Genomic DNA, 22,569 nt, shown 5'->3' on the forward strand with positions numbered 1-22,569 from the left:
TTAAGGAGCGTTCATGGGAACAGTACTCGATGCTCTGGTAAAACTTCAAAGCGTTGAAAACAGTTTAAGGGCGGCAAAGGCTAAACTTACCCGCTGTCGTAGGAATGTTATCATAAAAGAAAACCAACTCCGTACACTCCAAAATTCTCTCCAGGCCAAGCAGGAAGAGATTCAGTTCACCAGAATTCAGGCCGACCGGCTTGAACTTGAGCTTAAAAGTGTGGACGAAACTCTTGCCAAGTACAGGGCTGCGCTTAACATCGCCAAGAGCAACAAGGAATATGCGGCAATATTGACCGAACTTAATACCACAAAAGCCGATAACAGCAAAATAGAAACTCAGGCTCTTGAACTGATGAAAGGTATTGACGCCGATCAGGTTCAGTGCGACCAGATAAAACAGCAGATTGAACTGGCCAAGAACGAACTTAATGAAATTCGCAAACTAACCGAAGAGCAGGCCAAAAAATATGAAGCTGAAATCGCTGATATCGAACGGCAGTGGCAGAATGCCGCTCGTGATATTTCCGCTGATTCGCTGGAAATCTTTAAAAGAGTCGCCGATACTTATGACGGCGAAGCCATCGCGGAAATCGAGGTGCACGACCACAGAAGCGGTATTTATACCTGCGGCGGATGCTTTATGACCCTTACGACCGAGACCGCAAACACCCTGATGAGCCGTGACGAGATAATTCGCTGTCCGAACTGTACTCGAATTCTAGTCTTCAGGGAGACGGAGAACTGAAGTTTTGGTTGATACCATAACCATCTACACTGACGGCGGAAGCAGAGGCAACCCCGGCCCTGCCGCCGGCGCGTTTGTCATCACCGATAAGACCGGCAAACAGCTCTGTGCGCACGCAAAATTTTTACCCTTTGCCACCAATAATATCGCCGAATACACCGCCCTGCTTACGGCCCTGCAAAAAGTGATATCTATCGGCGCCAAAAATATAAAAATCTTCAGCGACAGCGAACTGATGGTCAAGCAAATCAACGGCGATTACAAAGTCAAGAACGAAAATATAAGACAGCTTCACAGTCAATGCGTCGATATGCTCGCGGATTTGACAAGCTGGCAGATGAAACATGTTCCGCGTGAAAAAAATAAAATTGCCGATGAGCTGGCAAACCGTGCCATGGATGCCCAGGCGGATATCGAAGAAAAAAGCTCTCCACAAAACAAAAAAACAAAACACCTGCGGCTCGGTTTTCTTATCAGCGGCTCCGGCAGAACTATGATTAATATCCAGGAGCTGATTAAGCAGAAACTGCTGAACGCCGAGATTGTAACCGTTATTTCGTCAAGGTCGGATACCGCAGGAGTCGAAAAAGCCAAAGCCGCAAAATTGCCGCTGGAAATAATAAGAAAAAAAGATTTTCCCGACCTCGACAGCTTCAGCCGGCAGATAAGAAAAAATCTTCTCGCCGCGAGAGTTGACCTTGTCATTCAGGCCGGTTGGCTGTGCCTTTGGAAAATACCCACGGAATTCGAGAATCGTGTAATGAATATTCACCCGGCCCTTCTGCCTGCTTTTGGCGGACAGGGCATGTGGGGCCATTACGTTCACGAAGCTGTTTTAAACGCAGGCTGCAAAATCAGCGGCTGCACAGTACATTTCTGTACGAATGAGTATGACAAAGGTCCAATCATCGTGCAACGGACTTGTCCCGTTATGAACGATGATACTCCCGACATACTCGCGGCAAGGGTATTTGAACAGGAATGTATCGCATATCCTGAAGCGATAAAGCTTTTCGCAGCCGAAAAACTGGTTGTCAAAGACAACCGTGTGCTGATAAAATAAAAAAACTGTTTTAGGGCGAAGTTTTTAATGAATCGTCAGCAGAAACAACTTGTTGCCAACGTCGTAATTGTTGTTGTTTTTACAATAGCAATGATTGCCGGCTTCTCAAACATCAAGAACTTCATTAACCGCTCCGAAGCCATGCGGGCAATGGAGCTTCTCGGAAAGGATCTCCTTCAATACCGCAAACAATATGGTTCACTGCCAAATGAATCTTATGCAAAACAGTTCATAGAAAAAATTGGTGCCGTCAGAATTGGAATTTTCCAATATAGAGCACCGTGGATAGAATTTGGTGCACAGCCTGATAAAACAATTCTTGCCTATGCCAAAAAAAACTACTATGGGCTTGTAAAAGCTGGTTATATCGTACTGTGGCTTGACGGCAGAGTCGAATGGATGAGCAAAAAACAGTTTGAACAAATCCTTATGACCCAGCAGAAACAGCAGGAGCTTCAATGGCTCAAAGAACACCTGCAAAAGCAAATTAACCCCTGATAACTTATCAACTCAAATAAGCCGATTTCCCGGGCTCAATTTTTATCTTCAGCTTTTTTGCAGAAATATCTTCCGGGCATATCGCAAAGGATGGCGAGATTTCAATTGTGCAATCCGGCGAGCCGTCAGATTTTCTCGGAATTTTTACGCCGGCCTGCTCAAGCCACGCCGCCGCACGGTCAATCATCATCTGTCTTGTAACCGGCGCGCTGTCCACACCTGTTTTGTTTTTCACAGGCGCGAATTCCTCGCTGCGGATTGTCTCGTATATAATTGACTTCTTTGCAAGCGGCAAAGCATCGAAAACAAACGTCTCGAGCTTAATGCCGTTGGGTTTCTCAGGCTCAACTTTGGCGCCGGTTTGAGTATCAATGTGTGGTATCTTTTTAACTGCCCGATGATAAGGCAGGGCAAAACCCTTGGCGTTAAGATGCTCGACGAAAGAACGGTTAATAATGTGAATCGCAATACTGCCGAGCGAAAAAACAAGTGAACCGTCGGAATTTTTCTTTTCCGCAAGTTCGTCAGGCAAATCGCTGTATTCAATCACTGTTACCCTGTCGCCAACCAGGCAAAAGTTTCCGACCTTTTCGAACGGCCCCGATTTTATCAAAGCCTTTGACGACATCTCGGCGTTGTCCATCGCGTGCAGACCGACAAACATCGGATTGAAAATATTTATCAGCGGATTATCGACCTGATAATAGCTGATGTATTCTGCGCCGTGAGTTTTCATATCCGCGATAGCGCCGCTCATATAAAGAGCTTTAAGGCTTCCGCCGTGACCGTCAGGAGATGTCGCCAATGTGTCTTTGGCCGTAAGCAGAACTCTACCTTCGGACGAAAAATTAACCTCGGTGCCCTGCTGGAAGATGAATACACTTGACGATTCAAGACCATAAAACTTATCCCGCCTGAAAATCTCCATAGTCTGGGTGTAATTCAGCGGACTTGTCATTATGTACCATCGCGGCTTAAAACCGTATTTTTTACCCGTGGCTTTTATTGTCTCTGCCGCCAGTTGAAACAAAGTTTTATTTTTTATGGGGCTGATTGCATAATTGCCTTTCGGCCCGTCAAAGCCGAGTCTCGTTCCCTGGCCGCCCGCAACGACAAACGCCGCGACTTTGCCCTTCGAGAGAAGCTCTTCGCCGAGTTGTTTCGCCTTGATGTATTTAGCCTTCTGCTCAGCGGTTTTCGGTAAAGCGGGATACACAGGGGCAGGTTCGATTTCTGTCGGTAATTCCGTCGGAACAGAATTTTTTACGTAGAGTCTTATTTTCTCGTCAAGCGTTTCGAGATCCAGCTCCTCTATCTGACAAAGCAGTTTTTCTCTGCCGCCCTTATCAAGCTCGCCCCAGAATGCCAGGAGCTGCTGCTGATTATGTTGTTTCAATAAACTTAAAGCTGTTTCGTATCTTTTCTGAATCATTTTCGCATTATAGAAATTGAATTCTATTTTGCAACAAATTTTAATTTACACTGCAACCCTTTTCAGACAAAGATATTATAACTGCGTCAAACGGAAGGCTTTCTGTTCTTGGAACAGAATTCACCCATAAGCTGCATCGCTTCGTTGAGCCGTTCATTCGAGCCGTCCAAATTCGCATAAGCTTCGACAAGTTTTACCAGGTCCGGGTCGGCAGGTTTCAGTCCGAGCTGATGCGAGACATTTACAATACCGGCGTCAAGACCATATCTCATCGCCACTTCGACATACGCTCTCGTAACTCCGATTTTTCTTGCCGGCAAATCACGAACACTGTTGGTAACGCCAAGCGAGAAATGACACTTCTTCAGCAGCGGGTCGGTCTTTATGCGTTTGATTGTATTGAAAGTTCTATATGTAAAGCCCGGCACACCCGGCGTCATCGGCATATCTATCGCCAGAGGAAAAACGGTCGAATCGAAAAATATCTCTTCAGGTTTGAATCCGTTTTTCATCGCCGCATCATAAAGAGTTTTCGCCAGGTTATAAAGGTCTTCGATACCGTCCGTCGCCGCTTTGGCTTCGCTGATAAGCAGACCGATAAATTTATAGTCGAAGTGCTTTTTAAGCGGCATCATATTATCCATCGTATAAACCTTTAGAGAGTTAATCAAAGGCGGCGCAACTTTTTCGTTTGTGTCGTACCATTCCTTCAGCCCGGCCACAAGAACATTATCGTCGCTGCTGTCAACGCAAACCGGCACGCCCCTGCCGTATTTCCGCACAAGCTTTACATACTCTTTCATAAGTTTAACAGCCAGTGCCGGGTCGGATTCGCCGAACTGGTCGATATTAACCGCGATATAGTCCGCCCCGTCCGCCGCCTGCGATTCAACCAGCGCCTTTATATAATTCAGTTCCGGACTTGTCCTCGTGAAACAATCGTCTCCGAGCGCAAGCAGTTGTTTCATTATCTGCCCGGTCTTTGGTATTGATGCATGTATTGATTCAGCGATTCCGATAAGCGGATTTTTCATTGTATGGTCCCTGCCGAAAAGATAATTAATTATCGAAGCCGTATGTTCGAGCGCGGGTATTCTCGGCTTGTTTATAATCTTCCTGAGTTTTTCAAGTCCGTCTTTTTCCGCAGCCGCGGCTTTATAAATCCTGTCGCCGATACAGATTCTGTCGAGATTGTTTCCGCACTTGCCCTCAGCGGTCGAGTCGCCGCAAGGCGCGTTGTCCATTCCTTTTTCACATCCGCCGATGGTGCACAATCCGAAATTCTCCGGCAGATAGCAATCGCCGCACTCTTCGCAGTCGAACATAAGGTACTTGGCCGATTTCTCGAAAGTATTAAACGACTTGTAGCAGAACCCTTTGCCTTTGTCCGTACCGAAAAATTTCATAATCTTTTTGAGCCAGTGAAAACCCTTGTACTTCGGGTCGAGAATTGCTGCGTGAAAACAATTGAACACAAAATGCCCGAATGTTTTGTTTGTTTTTGACAGTTTCGCCCTGCTGCCAGCGTCGTCGTAAAGATAAAACGCTTTTTTCGCCGGCCAGCAGAGATTATCTTTGTACTGCTCCCAGCTATCACCGATTTCAGCGGCACGTTTCAGAATATTTACAAACATTTCATAATCGTGCACTCCGCCGACATCGACGCCCGCCGCGCCGATTGATTTATACATGGCAATTTGCTGGGCGGCACGTTCAATATGCTGGTCAACCGTTTCGGAATAAACTTTTTCAAGAAGTTCATCACTGACGAAACAGCCCGGCAGTTTTATATCGTGCATCAGTCTCGGTGCCGGAGTAATGGTGCTTAGAAGATAAACGTTTCCAAGCACCGGTATATCTATATTTATCTCTTTCAGATAGCGCACAAGTTCAACACTCTTTTTCCAGTCCCAGCCGACCTGCGTAATAAGGAACTTCGCTCCGCAGGCGATTTTTTTCTCCATCTTGAAATACTGCTGCATCTGTGATTCTTCGTTATATTTGAAAGGCGATACCGCCGCCCCTGCGAAAAATTGTTTCGTCGCCGCAAGGTTCTCCGCTTTCGCAGATATATAGGCTTCGTTATTCAGACGTGTTATCTTTTCAAGCAAACCGATTGATTCGAGTTCGAAGACTCCCCTTGCCGAAACCGGCTTGTCGCCCGTAAGAGCCAGAACGCTTTCAATGCCCGCTGATTTATGCGCAGCTAAAAGACTTGTGATTGCGTCGGCGTTCATATCTTTACAGCTTATATGAGGAATAAAATCGAGCTCGCCGAGCAGATTTTTGCTGACGATATACCGATGAACATCAGAAGGCTCGATATTCGCAACTCCGCCGGGGCTTTGCGGATTGGTTATACCGACAAAATTAAAACCTGCCGGTATATCTTTGCCGCCGCTTGCCTGGAAAGCCGTCAAAAATTTTTGTATCGGGGCGAATTTAAAGCCGGGCCCGCCGACAAGTTCTGCAACGATAACGAACCCATCTCTTTTTTGAAGTGCCTGACTAAGTCTCTTTCTGCCTGTTGTTTGCATTTATCTTTCCTTTAATCATTTCCAGAACCGCCAATCTTTTAGCGGGTAACTAACGCCATTAAAAAGGTATGCTGAATGATATAAAAAAATACGCCTTACGGCTATATTATTTACAGGGCTTTTATAACACTATACTGCTGACATAGGAACTGATATTAAAGAAAAAAACAGTCTTTTATGCTGTGGATAAGGTGTTGATAACACAAAGACAATGTTAAAATAAACACTCTACACAACTAAGGGGAATTAGCCTCAATAACAGCTATTTGCTGCCTGATAAAAACAACTCTATGGTCTTTTGCAAAATAGTCTGATTAAGTCCTTGCAGGATAAGAAGTTAAATTAGTTAAAAACCAGACTATAAAAACGTCTTATAACCATTGGCTCGCATGGCACAGCTTTTTGCTTTAAATTGGAATCGAAAGATATAAATCCGGCTTGTTAATAAGCAAGTGGAAAACTTTTTATTTCGAATTGAGTTATAGCCCTTTTTATATAAAGAACTTATATTCGGACCTTGGCTGTGAAATCAATCCTTGGAATATTTAACTATAATTTCTTTTAATTTTTTGCACACATCGGCAGGATTTTTGCTCTGACAGACACAGCCTGACACCGCGATTATTTTTGCCCCTGCCTGAAGAACTTTTTCCACATTTTCCGGATTAATTCCGCCGATAGCAACTGCCTCAATAGATTTATCTTTCAAAAATTCAATCGCTTTGGATATATATTCAAGCCCGCAAACTTCTACCTGTTGTTTGGTATTTGTAGAAAATACAGAACCTAACCCTACATAGTGTGGTTTTTGCTTGATTGCTTCCTTCAATTCCGCCATCGAGTGCGTACTGATTCCCATAATCAATGGCTTAAGTTGTAATTTGCGCACCTCGCTGACCTGTAAATCATCTTGCCCAAGATGAACACCATCCGCATCAGCGGCAACAGCGATATCGGCTCTGTCATTTATTATGCTTACGACATTATTTTGTTTACATAAATCAACAAATTCACGTCCGAGTGACAAAAAATCGGAGTCTGAAATATTTTTTGCCCTTAACTGAATACAATCGGCGCCGTTTTTGGCGCATGCACCGGCGATTTTCAGCGCATCAATATTGTCCCCCGTGGTAATTATGCAGTAAAGTCTTGTCTTTTTGAACTTTAACGCCGGATAACCATATAATGCTATATCCTTTTCAAGAATATAGCAGTCGTATCTGAGTTTTTCGAACTCGCCGCTGAATTTACTATCGACAGTCGCCGTCGCTTCCGCAATCGCTCTTAATGCTTCGGTAGTCCTTGCGAAACCGGCAGTTACGCAATCTTCAAGGCTGTCCCGCTTCATTTGACCGGCTACTTCCATTCCGCATCCGACATCGTTTTCGGTATCACGGGCGCCGATAAGCTTTTGCGTATCGAGTTTGCCGATTGCCGAGCTTAACTGATGTCTGATTTGTTTGCACCGTCCGGCCAGCGATTCATTATCGAGCGCGAACCGGCAGAATTCTTCCGCTATCCGCAGTCCTTCGCGGCCGCGGTTGAAATTGGCGTCTATTACCCGGTAAATTGTTCGGTTCATAACATATCAAATCTAAATGCCATTTCTTTTAAGTACAAGGAAAAATTTGATAATTGACTTGCAGGCCTTTATAGTTATAAATAAATGTTTCAAATTACCCGCTTCCGGCGGGATATAAAGGCTGTAAAGGACAATACATAAATGAAAATTCTCGTTATCAACGCAGGCAGCAGTTCGATTAAGTATCAATTATTCGAAATGCCTTCCGAAACAGTACTTGCAAAAGGTATTTTGGAAAAAATCGGCGAGGAAACCTCGCAGCTTACTCACGAATTCGACTCCAAAAAATTTAAAAATCAGGCAAAGGCTAAAGACCACGCCGCAGGTATGCAGCTAATTCTCGAAACTCTCGTAAACAGCCAAATCGGCGTAATAAAGGATATTTCCGAAATCCACGCTGTCGGCCATAGAGTTGTCCACGGCGGAGAGGAATTTACAGATTCTGTCATCATTAATGACAACGTTATCGCGTCAATCGAGAAATTTGCCGACCTTGCCCCGCTTCATAATCCGCCGAACCTGACCGGCATAAAGGCCGCGCAAAAGGTATTACCCGATGTTGCGCAGGTCGCCTGTTTCGATACAGCTTTTCACACCTCAATCCCAAAGACGGCTTACATCTATGCGCTGCCTTACGATATTTACGAAAAATTCCGCGTAAGAAGATACGGCTTCCACGGCACAAGTCATAAATATGTCGCCGGCAGAGCCGCCGCGATGATGGGCAAAAAATTAGATGAAGTTAATATTATCACCTGCCATCTCGGTAACGGCTGTTCGATGACTGCTGTAAAAGCAGGCAAAAGCATCGACACTTCGATGGGCCTTACTCCGCTCGAAGGTCTTGTCATGGGAACACGCAGCGGCGATTTCGACCCGGCCATTCTCTTTTACCTCGCTGAAAAAGGTTACAGCGTCGAAGCCCTTAATAATATGTGCAACAAACAAAGCGGCCTGCTCGGTATCTCAGGCGTATCGAACGATATGCGCAATCTTCTCGCTCAGGCCGACGCCGGCAACGAAAAAGCCAAACTCGCTTTCGATATCTTCTGTTACAGGATAAAGAAATACATCGGCTCATATACCGCCGCGCTGGGCAAACTGGACGCGATTGTCTTTACCGGCGGAATCGGCGAAAATGGCGCCAAAGCACGGGAGCAGGCCTGCAGCGGTCTTGACCAGATTGGCGTCAAAATCGACCATGCCGAAAATCAAAAAACAATTCGCTTCGAAGGTCTCATAACATCTGCCGACAGCAGGGTAAAAGTCTTCGTAATCCCTACAAATGAGGAATTAGCGATAGCGCAGGACACTTTCACGCTCGCGAAATAACGCCCTGTCCCTTTAAGGTTAAATCCGCATTTATTTATGCCGATATAACCGGCATGGACGTCCCCGAAATAGAACGTTTATTATCCGAGGCGGTTGAGAACAGGCCCAGTGCCACAAATGCCTCGCTCAATCTCTACGTTTACAACGGCAAAATCGTCTGTGGCGCAAGAGCCGTTATGCCCGCCAACGCAAGATTCATCGCTCACATCGGGGCCGATGCCATAGCCGCAGGTTTCAGCGAAAACGAATGGAAGCTCATCGTCGAAAAAACCTTCTGGATTTTAAAAGACAGAAACAGCGAACCCTGCGATTTCAAACAGCGGCGCAGAGAACAGAGACTTCAATACCGAAGCGGAATCTGGTTCAGTCCCGCCAACGGCAGCAAAACATGGCAGGGCCAGATGCTCGACATCAGCAGCGGCGGAATGGCCTTTACCTGTTATAACAGACGTTCCTGCCCGGATGTCGGCCAATCGATTACCGCCCATTTCACTCTTCCATGGTTTACCCCTGACGGCAATATTCAAAATCGAAAATTTACACGAACCGCGAAAATATGCCGCATAAACAACGAGAACAGTTTTCTAAAACGAATAGCGGTACAGTTTGCCGAGTCTCTGCCGTTCAAACCAGCAGAGCAGAAACTGCCCAACGACGCCGACGTAACCATCCTCGAACCGGTATAAACCCGATTTCCCCCTTTAATTCATCTTTCTGCACTCTTGCTTTAGCGCCGCCTTCCTGTACAATATATCCGCAATGTTGTGCGTATTGAAGGAACGAAAAAATGAAAAAAACGGCGTTAGTATCAGTTATATTATTATTTGCGGCAGGCTGTCAAAGCGTTTATTACGGCACAATGGAAAAATTCGGCAAGTACAAGAGGGATATTCTCGTTGACCGTGTAAAAAATGCCCGCGATGCGCAGGAGGAAACAAAGGTACAATTCACCTCGGCGCTGGAACAGTTTAAAAGCGTTGTAAACGTACCCACCGGCCGGTTGCAGGAAAAATACGATACGCTTAAAAGCGAACTCGATAAGAGCGAATCCAAAGCCTCAGCCGTTAAAAAACGCATTGCCGATGTTGAAGATGTCGCAAAGGCATTGTTTGACGAATGGACAAAGGAGCTTGACCAGTATAGCAATGCCGACTTGAGAGCGGAAAGCAAAAAGAAGCTCGACCAGACCCAACAGAGATATACGCAATTGATTGGCGCGATGAAAAAAGCCGAGACTAAAATCGAGCCGGTTCTTTCGGCGTTTCGCGACCAGGTATTATTCTTAAAGCATAACTTAAACGCGCAGGCCGTCGCTTCGCTTCAAAGCGAAGTAACTACGATGGAAGCTGATATAAGCAAATTGATAGCGGAGATGGAAAAATCAATCGCCGAAGCAGACAGCTTCATCAAAACTATGCAGGAATAAATGAGAGAATCCTCCCAAATGCTAATTGACAAAGGCTTAAAAGAATTGCGGCAGGAAAACTGGCCTGCTGCACTTGCTTATTTCCAAAAGGCAACAGAGGAGAATCCAGATGATGCCGAGGCATACTATAATCTTGGGGTTACATACGGCAGTCTTGGCCGCTATCAGGATGCCATAGAAGCCTATAAGCAGGCCATAAGAATCAAGCCGGATTATGCCAAGGCACATAATATGCTTGGCGTTACGTATTTTGCAATTGGCGATAATGGTGCAGCTTTAGAAGAGTATAAAATCTTAAAAACTTTGGACGCGGAACTGGCAAACAAATTGTTTAACTTGATTAATAAGTAAGTGTTCCCGAACCCGCTACACTTTTACTGCTTGCTTCGGTAGCTTGGCTTTGTTAAGAAAAGCAAGTATGTATCGATATATCACGAATCAGAACTGAATAGAAGAAATCTTTTGTGAAATGTGAACTTTGTAAAATGTCATACGTTCTGGAAAATCCAGAGGATGTCCAGGCGCATCAGGAATATCACGACAAGGTAGTTAATGGTCTTGCGCTTCCTTCGAAAAGCGATTGTGTTATCTGGTCACAGGATGATATGCGAATAATTGTTGTAAACGGGCTATCACCACTAGAACAACGTCGGCAAGCAGAAGAGATTGCTATACTTGCAAGGAAAGATACACAGTACGGCGCGGAAGTACTTTTTGGTGAAAGTGAATTAGAAACTCATGTTTTTTTGTTGCACAGACAAAATCGCGCCATCGGTTTACTAATCATGGAAAAACGTGATCATATATGTCAAACCTCTTGGGCTGATTGGGATGCTGGTAAAAAACCAAAGGAACTATTGGCACATCCTCCTATTTGGAGTATTTGCTTTATTTGGATTCTTCAGCGTTATCGTGGTTCCCACTTGGGGCAAACCATGATTAATGAGGTAGTTGCTTATCTTGGGAGCAACTTTGAAACTATTGGGTGGTACACACCATTTACACCTTCTGGAAAAGCTTTGGTTCGCAGATGCTGTCCAAAAATGTTTTATATTGCCAAGTGACATATAGAAATTACAAACTTTTAAGAGGAAATAACAAGGTCATTGGGGCTGTTGAAAAAATTCCACCTTTGATGACCTTAATTAAAAATTAAGAATTTAAAATTATCTTTGTGTCTTAGTGACTTCGTGGCTATTTGCCGTGTTTTCTCAAGTGAATTTGAATAATCATAATATCCGCAGGCGTGATTCCGCCGATTCTGCCTGCCTGGCCCAATGTCGCAGGCTTGAACTTTTTTAATTTCTCTCTCGCCTCGGCTCGAAGATGTTCTATTTTGTCATAGTCAAGCGTATCGGGCAGTTTTAATTTTTCGCTCTTTTGAAACTGCGCAACCGACTTTTGTTCTTTTACGAGGTACCCTTCGTACTTAGCGTCCGTCATTACGCTTTCGATAATATCGCCCCGAAGGCCCAACGCCGCAACTTCCGGCATTTCTGAAATCTTTTTGCCGCCCGCTTCGTCAGGCCGTTTAAGCAGTTCCCAAAGTGACTTTCCATCTTTGCGAGTATTCTTCAAAAAATCACTAAAGGCATTAACCTGCTCAAGCGTCTGCTGAAATCTTTCCCAGCGCCGGTCTCCGACGAGACCTATATCTCTGCCGATTTGCGTAAGTCTCCTGTCTGCGTTATCGCTTCGCAGACACATTCTCCATTCCGCCCTCGATGTGAACATCCTGTAAGGCTCATCGATTTCTCTTGTCAGTAAATCGTCAATCATCACGCCGATATACGCCTGGTCGCGCCGCAGAACCAACGGTTCTTTATTATCGAGCATCCTTGCCGCGTTAATCCCAGCCATAATTCCCTGACCGGCCGCTTCTTCGTATCCGCTTGTGCCGTTGATTTGTCCCGCAAGAAACAACCCTTTGATTTTTCTCGTCTCAAGGCTCGGCTTTAATTGTATCGCCGGACAATAGTCGTATTCGATTGCGTATGCGTAATGAACAATTTTTGCGTTTTCAGTTCCCGCCATAAGTTTTATCATCTGCTCCTGAACATCTTCCGGCACGGATGTGCTTATCCCGTTGCAGTAGATTGTTCTTACCTCTTCGTCTTCGGGTTCGAGAAATACCTGGTGTTTGGTCTTATCGGCGAACCGCATAATTTTCGTTTCGATGCTCGGGCAGTATCTCGGCCCGGTAGTTTTTATCTGCCCCGTATAAAGCGGCGCACGCCCAAGATTATCCATCAGCAGTTTATGAATTTTTTCATTCGTATATGTTATCCAGCACGGAACCTGTCTTTTCGTTATCGAATCGGTCATAAAAGAAAACGGCGAAGGCTTGTCGTCTCCGCACTGAATTTGTGTTTTATCGTAATCGATTGTTTTCGCGTCGAGTCTTGGCGGCGTACCGGTTTTCAATCGTTTTACTTCTAATCCGAGTTTAGCCAGACAATCTGACAATTCATTTGCCGGCAGCTCATCGAGTCTTCCGCCCGGCCATTGTTTTGTGCCCGTATGCATTATCCCTTTAAGGAATGTCCCCGTTGCGATAATTACCGCCCGGCAATTGAAAATTCTGCCGTCAGTGCAAAGGACACCTTTGACCTGATTATTTTCGACTAAAATTTCCGCGACCAATGCTTCGACGATTGTAAGGTTAGGCGTTTGTTCGAGCAGATTGCAAATGCACGCCGAATATTTGTATTTATCTATTTGTGCCCGAGGCGATTGAACTGCTGCGCCTTTTGAACGGTTCAGGAGTCTGAATTGTATTCCTGTAGCGTCTGTGGCGAGACCCATAAGGCCGCCCAGTGCGTCTATTTCTTTTACGATTTGTCCTTTTGCGATTCCGCCGATAGCAGGATTGCAGCTTGCCTTTGCGATTGTGTCTTTGCTGATGGTTACCAGCGCCGTTTTGCACCCGATTTTCGCCGCCGCGTGTGCCGCCTCGGCCCCGCCGTGTCCTCCGCCGATTACTATACAATCAAATTTATTCGTATCCGCCTTATTATACATATTAAATCATTTTTAATCTGCGTAATCAGCGATTAAAAAACTGTGTATATTCGTGTTCATTCGTGGTTAATTCCCTTTTTTGTGTCTTCGCCTGTCCCGCCATAGCTTTTAGCGACGGCGGATGCCTTGGTGGCTATTTCGATATCGCAACGGCCGAAGCCATAACAAAATTCGCCGTATGACTGATAGTCAGGCTTATATCACCGATATTCATTTTCGACGCGATTTTTTTCACTTCCCCGCTAAGCGTTACCTCCGGCTGGCCGAGCGGATTATTTATTATTTCGATATCCGTCCAGGCGATTTTGCCCCGCCAGCCTGTGCCGAGCATTTTAAGTATCGCTTCTTTCGCCGCGAATCTGCCCGAAAGTCTCTCAATTCGGTTTTTCACCTTCAGCGCCTGCTCCTGTTCGGTCTGCGTGAAAACCCTGTCGAGAAAATGACTGTCGTGCCGCTTAAGCATCTGCTCGATTCGCGGACAGTCAACCAAATCTATGCCGTGAAATATCTTTTGCATTTTCCTGTTTCTTTATTTTTTTAAATTCTCCGTGTTCTCTGTGGCTTTTATTCCTTCTATTTCTTTGCCTGCAGGTTCTGCCATGCGTTTTCTGCGCAGTACTCGATAAAGCCTTCGGCGTAAGACAAATCAACCTGCTCTATTATTTTATTCATCATATCGTCGACTATTTTTTTGTGTTTTTCGTACATCATTCTCGCTTCGACTTCTTCCTGAACCTTTTCGAAAGGTTCGCAGGTCGCCGCCTGTCTGCTTTCAAGTTTTATAATAAAAATATGACCTTTAGTAACCACAGGCTCGGAAATCTGTCCTGCGCTCATATTTTCCACAGCTTTTTCAATCGCATTATAAGGTGGCGCAAGCGAACCCGGCGTAATCGGGGGCCACAGGCCGCCATCTTGTCTCTCCGAGCCATTCGAATATTTCTTCACAAGTTCCGCGAAATCCTCGCCGTTCTTAATCTTTCCAGAAATCTCCCAAGCAAGTTCCTTCGTCTTCTGTTCCGCCATTTCATTCGTGGTGTTGGCGTCGATAAAATTTCCAATTTCAAGGTCTATAAGCCTGAACGCTATTTGGGCCTTTTTGGCATAGAATTCGTCTTTTATCTTATTGTAATATTCCACCAGTTCGGAATGAGTCACCGGCTTTTCTATTTTTATTTCCTGCGATACGAACGACTGCACAAGAATTGCCCTTCTCTGCTGCTGATAAAAATCCCGCCAGTTAGTGCCCATACTTTTCAGCATTTTTTCGACCGTAGCGTAATCCCCGCCGCATTTCGCGATAAACTTCTGCACCTCTTCTTCGACTATTTTATCGATGACGGCCTGGTCTACATTTTCAGGCAGCGCCTCCTTGGCCTTTTCATAAAGCCTGATATCGGCTATTTTTTGTACGAGAACGCTTCCCAGCAGCGGCTTTGCTGCCGCGTTGAACTTCGGATAATCCATCTGCTGCGCAAGTTTTTTCAGATGTTCCTGCACCGGCTCTATTATTTCATCTGCCGTTATCGCGGATGAGTCTATCGACAGCACGAGTCCGCCGGACGGCTTCGGCATTGTGGGCATTTCATCAGGCGGCGTTATCGCAGCCAGCCGTTTTTCGTCAACATCGCTTTTTTTCGTTTCACCTTCGCAGCCGTAAAACCACGTCAGCATACAGCATAACACCAGCAATTTAATCATTGTCTTTGCGTTCATACAAATTTCCTGTTAATTCTGGTTAGCCCTCACTCCTGCGGTGGGGGGCGTTAGAAAATGATTATAGTTTGGATTGCGCCTTTTTGCGAAGAATTTTTCTTAAAACTGCGCAAATGGTATCCGGCTGGAAATAATTGTCTTCGAGCCGTATATGTACGGTCAGCGGGTCGGGAATCCTCACTTTCCCCGGTGCTTTGGCGAACAAGACGCCTATCTTTCCGGCAAAATCCTTCTCGAACGAGAAAATCACATCGCTGCCGTCGGTTGTAATCGCCCGTACCCCGGCCGCCGAGGCAAGGGTTCTTATCTCGGCAAGTTCCAGCAGTTTTTGTACTTCCGGACAAATCTTTCCGAACAGGTCCCCGAGTTCCTCTTCCAGTTGAGCCAAATCCTGCGATGTCCTTGCCGCCGCGATTCGCCGATAAACATTCATCCGCTGCGAATCCGATTGTATATAATTTCTCGGTATATAAATTGAAAAGCCCAAATCTATAACCGTAGCGGGTTCTTTCGCCGGCGGCTCTTTCTTCAATCTTCTCACCGCCTCGGCCAGCAGCCTGCAGAAAAGTTCGTACCCGACGGTATTTATATGCCCCGACTGTTCCGGCCCCAGTATATTTCCCGCCCCGCGGATTTCAAGGTCGCGCAGCGCAATTTTAAATCCAGCCCCGAGCTGCGAATATTCCTCTATCGCCTTGAGTCTCTTTACCGCTACTGGACTGATGCTCCTGCCCCGCGGAAGCATAAAATACGCGTAAGCCCTGTGCTTGAACCTGCCGACTCTGCCGCGAAGCTGATGAAGCTGCGCCAGCCCGAACCTGTCTGCGTCATTTATAATAATCGTATTGGCGTTCGGAATATCGATACCCGATTCGATTATCGCCGAGCAGATAAGCACATCTATTTTGCCCAGCACAAATTCAATCATCGCTTTTTCAAGCTGATGTTTGGGCATTTGTCCGTGCGCAATTGTTGTTTTTATGCCGGGCAGAAGTTTCTGAATCTCATCGGCGAATTTTTTTATCGTCTGCACCCTGTTATGAACGAGAAATATCTGCCCCTGCCGGTTAAGCTCGAAAACTATCGCTCTTTTTATAATTTCCGCGTCGAATTTTTTCACCTGTGTAACAACAGCCCGCCTGTCCAGCGGCGGAGTCGCCAGCGAACTTATATCCCGCAGCCCCAGCATCGCCATATGAAGCGTTCTCGGTATCGGTGTCGCCGTCATCGTCAGAATATCGACGTTGACCCGCATCTTTTTCAGCTTTTCCTTATGCTCGACCCCGAACCTCTGCTCTTCGTCAATTATCAACAGCCCCAAATCTTTAAATCCGACATCGCTACTGAGCAGCCTGTGCGTCCCGATAAGAATATCTACCCTTCCCTGTTTGGTACGCTTGATTATTTCCGTAGCCTGCGCCTTTGTCTTGAAACGGTTGACCGATTCCACCGATATCGGAAAATCCGCGAACCTCTGCGTAAACGTTCTTTCGTGCTGAATGCACAAAACCGTCGTCGGCACAAGAACGGCGACCTGTTTGCCCGCTTCTATCGCCTTGAACGCTGCCCGCATCGCAAGTTCTGTTTTTCCATAACCTACGTCGCCGCACAACAACCTGTCCATCGGCATTGGTTTTTGCATATCGGTTTTTATTTGTTCGACTGCGATTATCTGGTCCGGCGTCTCCTGATACAGGAACGATTCTTCGAATTCTCTCTGCCAGTTCGAATCCGCCCCGTAAGTAATGCCCTGCATACTTTGGCGTTTCGCCTGTATTTCAAGCAGTTCCGCCGCCAAATCATTTACCGCCGCGGCGACTTTATTTTTCTGCCGCTCCCATTTCTTCGTCCCGATTTTACTAAGCTTGGGCCTGACAGCGGTTGTGCCGATATATTTCTGAACAAAACCGATATTCTGAACCGGCACATGAATCTTAACTTCGTCTGCGTATTGAAGCGTCAGGAACTCGCACTTTTGCCCCGCTTTGTCTATTACCTCACCGCCCTTGAATTTTCCTATGCCGTAATTTATATGAACGACATAATCTCCTTTTTTTAGTTCCGCTGCCGAATCAATTCCGACCGCTGCGCCTATCGGCCGTGTAGTTCGCCGGATTATCGCCTGACCGAACAATTCGTGATGTGTTGCTATAATTGTTTTCAGCTCTTCAATTATAAATCCCCGATGAACAAACCCGACCGGCAAATGAATATTTTGTTTAGCCCCCACCCCTGCGGTGGGGGTTCGTTTATCTTCATTAATTATTTCTTCTATTCGCTTTACCTCGGCTCCCGTTTCGCAATAAAGACAAACATCCCAGCCGTCTTCTGCGAGCCTGGTCAACTCCTGCAGTGCTTCTCTGTGTCCGGCCCATACCGGCCCGCTTTTATGTTCGAACTGCTGCGTACTTTTTATGCGCAGCTCGATATTTTCAGGGTCGTCGCCGAACCTGCTGATTGAAACCTGCTTAAACGTGGAAATCTTTTTGTATATCTCGTTCCACGTATAAAGACCTTCCGGCCTTTCGACTCTCTGGATAAAAACATCCGCCACTTCCTGAACTTCGCTCGGCTCCTGGATAAAGATAATCGTCTCCGGGTCGATAATATTCAAAAACATCGTCTGGTTGTCTCTGTCATTATCAAGAATCGCCGATGTAATTGTAATGCTGTCGATATGTCCCGATGACCTCTGCGAATCAAGGTCGATTGTTCGTATGCTTTCGATTTCATCGCCGAAAAATTCAACTCTTATAGCTATCGGCTGATTAGACTGTGCCGAGACAGGGGTATAGATATCGATTATGCCGCCTCTTCTGACGAACTGTCCCGGCAAATCAATCTGCGCGACCGCTTCGAACCCGTTATCGACCAGCCACTGGCACGCCTTATCCATTTCGACCGTTTGGCCTTTTTGCAGTGCCAGTCCTTTTTCGATAAGTTTTTCCGGCCTCGGCACCGGCTGCATCAGCGCCTGTATCGACGTCGAAATAATTCCCTGGTTATTGTTTAGCCCCCACCCCTGTGGTGGGGGTTGTTTCAATGCCATTTTCAAAACTAATCTTGCCCTTGCCGAACTAATTTCATCGGTAGCGTCTATGAGTTCTTCGCCCGCCCGGCCCGGCAGCGTTTCAATATTCCTGCCGCTGACCTGTCCTCCGTAGTCCTCTCTTTTATTTGCTGCGACTTTATCAGGGCCGAAAGCCTCACAGGAAATAGAAGCTTTAGCAGAGGAAGACGAAGGATGGAATGCCATAAGGTCATCGACGACATCGTCGCTGTCGTCCAGATGTGGGCTTATATATAGGATTGGCTTTTTTAATTGCTGGTGAATATGTCCTGCCAATAAAGGCGCAAAGGATCCCCACGTCCCGGCAATTTTTACCGCCCTGTGGTGAGCTTGTCGAACCGCCCCTTTATCATCGGCCTTTAATTGCGAGATTACCTCTTGAACGCTCTTTAGTTGTCCTAAATCCACTATTATTAAAAATTGAAGTTTACCCGCCTATGGCGGGAATGAGAATTCGTTTTTGGTTTGGATAACGGTAATGTCATGTGTTTCGGTTTCGTGATTGGTTTGATGTTACCGAAACATAATAACAATAACGACTAACGCGACGTTACCGATACCATTACCGACACCTGGATTCTTAAATCTTCAATCTTAAATTTGTATTAATCGCCAAAGCACGTATTAACTGCCCTTGCTGCCTTTATCAACGGGCTGTCTTTCGGCACAGTTCTCGTCTTGCCCGCGACCTGTGAAAGCGGAACGCTCGAAAGCTTGTTATTTTTCAGTACAACCAATTGGTTTTTCGCGCCGCTCACTAATAATTCCATCGCCTGATAACCGAAACTTGTTGCCAGTATCCTGTCCCAAGGCGTAGGTGTGCCTCCGCGCTGGATATAACCTAAAGTTACGCTGCGGGTTTCAAGTTTTGTTAATTGTTCTATTTGCTCGGCAATTTTATTTGCTATTCCGCCCAGCCGTATCGGCTCAGGACTGTAAGCGACCGTTTTACTGACGACCATTTCTCCGCCCAGTTCTTTCGCACCTTCGGCGACAACTATAATGCTGTAGCTTTTGCCTTTGCTGTTCCGCTGCTGAACGAATCGGCAGATGCTGTTTATTTTATATGGAATTTCCGGAATAAGAATCACATCGCTTCCACTTGCCACTCCCGCGTGTAGTGCAATCCATCCTGCGTATCTGCCCATCACCTCGACTACCATAACGCGATGATGTGAGCTTGCCGTGGTTCGCAGTTTATCTATCGCTTCCGTCGCCGTTGTTACCGCCGTATCGAATCCGAAAGTTACGTCAGTACCCCAAAGGTCATTATCGATTGTTTTCGGAACGCCTATAATCGTCAGTCCCTTTTTAGCAAGTATTGCTGCGCTGGTCATCGTCCCATCGCCGCCGATGCAGATTAGTGCATCGATTTTTTTCTGCTTCAGTGTCTTTATGCATTCGCCGGACAAATCTTTATATACTATTTTTCCTGCTTTATTAGTAACCGGATACCGTGATGGATTTGTCGTATTATTGGAGCCAAGTATCGTCCCGCCCATTTCGAGAATATTGCTTACATCTTCATAGCTTAGCGGATGTATCCTTTTTTCAATAAGGCCGAGATATCCGTCTTCGATTCCCCAGACTTTCATCCCGTGTTTCGAGATTGCTGTTTTTGTTACTGCGCGTATAACTGCGTTAAGGCCCGGACAATCCCCCCCGCCCGTCATCACTGCTATAGTCTTGATTTTGTGTGTCATAATTATCCTTGGTTAGCCACGTCATTACTATGGCGAGGTCATCCATATATATTTGTCGTCATTTAAAAATCAACAAAATCAGCGCAACCTGTCCGCTATAGTCCGCCTGCCCTACATAGCACATAGTGCGACGGAGGGTTAGCCATGGCACCATAGGTGGGACGACGGCGGATCAGCGATTAAACATTCCGTATTTTCGCGCCTTAGTGCCTTAGTGGCTACTATTTCGCCGCAGCGATTGATTTTTTAGCCGCTGCCGCAGTCGCGTCCGCCGTAATGCCGAATTTCTCGTAGCATACTTTATACGGTGCCGAAACGCCGAATCCGCTCATACCGATAAATTCGCCGTTATCGCCGATATATCTTTCCCATCCCATCTTAATACCGGCCTCGACCGCCACTCTCGCCTTAACGCTCGGTGGAAGCACTGAATCTTTATATGCTTTATCCTGCGCCTCGAACAGTTCCCAGCTCGCAAGATTTACAACTTGTGCCTTGATATTTTCAGCCGCAAGTTTCTCCGCGGCCTTCATTGCGATTTCCAGTTCCGACCCGACACCGATAAGTATCACATCAGGCTTATCCTGTTTCACAACAACATAACCGCCTTTTGCGATATTCGACGCCGCCGGGTATTTAGTCCTGTCCAGCGTTTGCAAATTCTGTCTCGTTAGCAACAGTGCCACCGGCCCGCTCGTATGTTCCAGCGCGATTTTCCAGCAGTATGCAGTTTCGTTCGCGTCCGCCGGCCGCAGCACAAGCATCTTCGGTATCGCGCGCAGCACGGCGATATGTTCGATCGGCTGATGTGTCGGCCCGTCTTCGCCAAGACCGATTGTATCGTGTGTGAATACGAATATAGTTTTATAGCCGCTCATCGCCGCCATTCTCACCGCCGGCTTCATATAATCGAAGAAGCAGAAGAACGTCCCGCCATATGCGCGAAGCAAATCGCTTGTGCCGATACCGTTCATAATTGCCGCCATCGCGTGTTCGCGAACTCCGTAGCGGATATATCGTCCTGTCGGTTTATCTTTCTGGAAATCCTCAACGCCTTTGAACTTCGTATTATTCGATGGCGTCAAATCAGCAGACCCGCCAAGTATCAGCGGCATATTCGGCATTAGCGCGTCCAGTGTCTTGCCAGATGCCGTTCTTGTCGCCATTGGCTCGGCCGGGAACGTCGGCAGATTCGTAATTTCCGGATATGGATTGGTAATCAGTTTCGCAAGTTCAGGATATTTTTTGGAATAGTTTTTAAATTGTTCGTTCCATTGTTTTTCCAGTTGTGCGCCTTTTACTCTTTCCTTCTGCGTATGTTCGAGCACTTCCGCCGGTACAACGAATGTCTTTTCAGGGTCCCAGCCGAAGTTTTTCTTTATCAGTTTAATCTCATCCTCGCCCAGCGGCGCTCCGTGTGCTGTGTGCGTATCCTGAAAATTAGGACTCCCATATCCGATATGCGTCCGAAGATTGATTATGCACGGCCGGTTCTTTTCCGCCTGTGCGTTCTTCAGCGCCTTCTCGAACGACACCATATCGTTACCATCTCCTCCTACAACCTGCACGTACCAGTTATACGCCTCGAATCTCTTTGCCCTGTCTTCGCTGAACGAAAGGCTTGTATTCCCATCGATTGAAATATGGTTGTCATCGTAAATCACAATTAATTTATTCAAACCGAGATGTCCTGCCAGTGAGCAGGCTTCAGATGATACGCCTTCCTGCAGGCAGCCGTCGCCGGCGACAACGTAAATGTTGTAATCGAAAAGATTCGAGCCGTCTTTATCGAAATATGCCGCAAGGTATTTTTGCGCCAGCGCCATACCAACCGCGTTGCTGATTCCCTGACCCAGCGGGCCTGTCGTCGCTTCGACCCCTGCCGTATGACCGTACTCCGGATGGCCCGGCGTCTTGCTGCCCCACTGTCTGAAATTTTTCAAATCCTCAAGGCCCAAATCATAACCGGTCAGATACAAAAGCGAATACAGCAGCATACTTCCATGACCTGCACTCAATACGAACCTGTCCCTGCCGAGCCATTTCGGGTTGGCGGGATTATGCTTCATATATTTCGTCCATAGCGTATATGCCGCCGGCGCCATTCCCATCGGCATTCCCGGATGGCCGGACTTGGCTTTCTGCACGCCGTCCATCGATAAAAATCTGATTGTCTGAATACATTTTTCGTCAAGTTCGTTCAAACCCGGATTCTTCTGCATAACTGGTCCTTTTGTTCTGTCCAAAAAAATGGTTTAGGTTAGCCCCCACCCCTGCGGTGGGGGGTTTGAAAGACCGGCATATTAAGGCATATAGAAAAGGTTGTCAATTATTGAAGGGTATAGGGTGTAGGGTATAGGGGATAGGGTGAAAGAAAAAAACGGATATAAGTCGTTATTTGTTATATAATTAGTGAAATTATTTAAAAATCTGTAAAATTT

General features: G+C 46.3%; 17 protein-coding genes. 8 read left to right on the plus strand and 9 right to left on the minus strand.

Going from position 1 to position 22,569, the window contains the following annotated elements:
* Positions 1-13 precede the first annotated feature (13 nt).
* Genes WC496_04965 through WC496_04975 form a run of 3 tightly spaced genes read left to right on the plus strand, consistent with a single transcriptional unit; the run spans position 14 to position 2,309 of the window.
* A complete protein-coding gene (locus WC496_04965; protein ID MFA5292370.1) occupies positions 14-748 on the plus strand; it encodes a C4-type zinc ribbon domain-containing protein in 735 nt (244 codons plus the stop codon).
* Between the two features lie 4 nt (positions 749-752).
* Positions 753-1,811, plus strand: coding sequence for a phosphoribosylglycinamide formyltransferase (gene purN / locus WC496_04970; GenBank protein ID MFA5292371.1), 1,059 nt, complete (start codon positions 753-755; stop codon positions 1,809-1,811).
* Between the two features lie 27 nt (positions 1,812-1,838).
* Positions 1,839-2,309 (plus strand): hypothetical protein, encoded by a 471-nt coding sequence (locus WC496_04975; GenBank protein MFA5292372.1) that lies wholly within the window; start codon positions 1,839-1,841, stop codon positions 2,307-2,309.
* A 7-nt stretch (positions 2,310-2,316) separates the two neighbouring features.
* Here the strand turns inward: WC496_04975 and WC496_04980 are convergent, their stop codons facing one another.
* From WC496_04980 to thiE, 3 genes are all read right to left on the minus strand, one after another.
* Positions 2,317-3,741 (minus strand): UTP--glucose-1-phosphate uridylyltransferase, encoded by a 1,425-nt coding sequence (locus tag WC496_04980; GenBank protein ID MFA5292373.1) that lies wholly within the window; start codon positions 3,739-3,741, stop codon positions 2,317-2,319.
* Between the two features lie 86 nt (positions 3,742-3,827).
* Positions 3,828-6,278, minus strand: coding sequence for a methylenetetrahydrofolate reductase C-terminal domain-containing protein (locus WC496_04985; GenBank protein MFA5292374.1), 2,451 nt, complete (start codon positions 6,276-6,278; stop codon positions 3,828-3,830).
* A 529-nt stretch (positions 6,279-6,807) separates the two neighbouring features.
* Entirely contained in the window at positions 6,808-7,860 is a 1,053-nt protein-coding gene (gene thiE / locus WC496_04990; protein ID MFA5292375.1) for a thiamine phosphate synthase, read from the minus strand.
* A gap of 141 nt (positions 7,861-8,001) precedes the next feature.
* On the opposite strand from thiE, the gene WC496_04995 reads away from it, so the two are divergent.
* From WC496_04995 to WC496_05015, 5 genes are all read left to right on the plus strand, one after another.
* A complete protein-coding gene (locus tag WC496_04995) occupies positions 8,002-9,192 on the plus strand; it encodes an acetate kinase (GenBank protein MFA5292376.1) in 1,191 nt (396 codons plus the stop codon).
* A gap of 53 nt (positions 9,193-9,245) precedes the next feature.
* A complete protein-coding gene (locus tag WC496_05000) occupies positions 9,246-9,878 on the plus strand; it encodes a PilZ domain-containing protein (GenBank protein ID MFA5292377.1) in 633 nt (210 codons plus the stop codon).
* 101 nt (positions 9,879-9,979) lie between these two features.
* On the plus strand, positions 9,980-10,618 hold the full coding sequence (locus WC496_05005) for a DUF2959 domain-containing protein (protein MFA5292378.1): 639 nt from the start codon (positions 9,980-9,982) through the stop codon (positions 10,616-10,618).
* Complete coding sequence (locus WC496_05010; protein MFA5292379.1) at positions 10,619-10,969, plus strand: tetratricopeptide repeat protein; 351 nt, start codon at positions 10,619-10,621, stop codon at positions 10,967-10,969.
* Between the two features lie 113 nt (positions 10,970-11,082).
* Complete coding sequence (locus tag WC496_05015; GenBank protein ID MFA5292380.1) at positions 11,083-11,682, plus strand: C2H2-type zinc finger protein; 600 nt, start codon at positions 11,083-11,085, stop codon at positions 11,680-11,682.
* Positions 11,683-11,812: 130 nt separating this feature from the next.
* Here the strand turns inward: WC496_05015 and mnmG are convergent, their stop codons facing one another.
* The 6 genes from mnmG to tkt form a co-directional block, all read right to left on the minus strand.
* Positions 11,813-13,639 (minus strand): tRNA uridine-5-carboxymethylaminomethyl(34) synthesis enzyme MnmG, encoded by a 1,827-nt coding sequence (gene mnmG, locus WC496_05020; GenBank protein ID MFA5292381.1) that lies wholly within the window; start codon positions 13,637-13,639, stop codon positions 11,813-11,815.
* 133 nt (positions 13,640-13,772) lie between these two features.
* The gene (gene acpS, locus WC496_05025) at positions 13,773-14,156 is read right to left on the minus strand and encodes a holo-ACP synthase (GenBank protein MFA5292382.1); all 384 of its coding nucleotides are present in this window, start codon (positions 14,154-14,156) and stop codon (positions 13,773-13,775) included.
* Between the two features lie 56 nt (positions 14,157-14,212).
* Entirely contained in the window at positions 14,213-15,355 is a 1,143-nt protein-coding gene (locus tag WC496_05030; protein ID MFA5292383.1) for a peptidylprolyl isomerase, read from the minus strand.
* A 61-nt stretch (positions 15,356-15,416) separates the two neighbouring features.
* Positions 15,417-18,833, minus strand: a complete 3,417-nt coding sequence (mfd, locus tag WC496_05035) for a transcription-repair coupling factor (GenBank protein MFA5292384.1) — start codon at positions 18,831-18,833, stop codon at positions 15,417-15,419.
* Positions 18,834-19,030: 197 nt separating this feature from the next.
* On the minus strand, positions 19,031-20,128 hold the full coding sequence (locus WC496_05040) for an ATP-dependent 6-phosphofructokinase (protein MFA5292385.1): 1,098 nt from the start codon (positions 20,126-20,128) through the stop codon (positions 19,031-19,033).
* 221 nt (positions 20,129-20,349) lie between these two features.
* Positions 20,350-22,350 (minus strand): transketolase, encoded by a 2,001-nt coding sequence (gene tkt, locus WC496_05045; GenBank protein ID MFA5292386.1) that lies wholly within the window; start codon positions 22,348-22,350, stop codon positions 20,350-20,352.
* Positions 22,351-22,569 lie beyond the last annotated feature (219 nt).

The organism is Phycisphaerae bacterium, assembly GCA_041652575.1.
Lineage (GTDB): Bacteria > Planctomycetota > Phycisphaerae > Sedimentisphaerales > UBA12454 > UBA12454.

Bases quoted from the DNA above. Each gene is read 5' to 3' on its own strand.
- WC496_04965 (MFA5292370.1), top strand. From the start codon at position 14: ATGGGAACAGTACTCGATGCTCTGGTAAAACTTCAAAGCGTTGAAAAC.
- WC496_04975 (MFA5292372.1), top strand. From the start codon at position 1,839: ATGAATCGTCAGCAGAAACAACTTGTTGCCAACGTCGTAATTGTTGTT.
- WC496_04980 (MFA5292373.1), bottom strand. From the start codon at position 3,741: ATGATTCAGAAAAGATACGAAACAGCTTTAAGTTTATTGAAACAACAT.
- WC496_04985 (MFA5292374.1), bottom strand. From the start codon at position 6,278: ATGCAAACAACAGGCAGAAAGAGACTTAGTCAGGCACTTCAAAAAAGA.
- thiE (MFA5292375.1), bottom strand. From the start codon at position 7,860: ATGAACCGAACAATTTACCGGGTAATAGACGCCAATTTCAACCGCGGC.
- WC496_04995 (MFA5292376.1), top strand. From the start codon at position 8,002: ATGAAAATTCTCGTTATCAACGCAGGCAGCAGTTCGATTAAGTATCAA.
- WC496_05000 (MFA5292377.1), top strand. From the start codon at position 9,246: ATGGACGTCCCCGAAATAGAACGTTTATTATCCGAGGCGGTTGAGAAC.
- WC496_05005 (MFA5292378.1), top strand. From the start codon at position 9,980: ATGAAAAAAACGGCGTTAGTATCAGTTATATTATTATTTGCGGCAGGC.
- WC496_05010 (MFA5292379.1), top strand. From the start codon at position 10,619: ATGAGAGAATCCTCCCAAATGCTAATTGACAAAGGCTTAAAAGAATTG.
- mnmG (MFA5292381.1), bottom strand. From the start codon at position 13,639: ATGTATAATAAGGCGGATACGAATAAATTTGATTGTATAGTAATCGGC.
- acpS (MFA5292382.1), bottom strand. From the start codon at position 14,156: ATGCAAAAGATATTTCACGGCATAGATTTGGTTGACTGTCCGCGAATC.
- WC496_05030 (MFA5292383.1), bottom strand. From the start codon at position 15,355: ATGAACGCAAAGACAATGATTAAATTGCTGGTGTTATGCTGTATGCTG.
- WC496_05040 (MFA5292385.1), bottom strand. From the start codon at position 20,128: ATGACACACAAAATCAAGACTATAGCAGTGATGACGGGCGGGGGGGAT.
- tkt (MFA5292386.1), bottom strand. From the start codon at position 22,350: ATGCAGAAGAATCCGGGTTTGAACGAACTTGACGAAAAATGTATTCAG.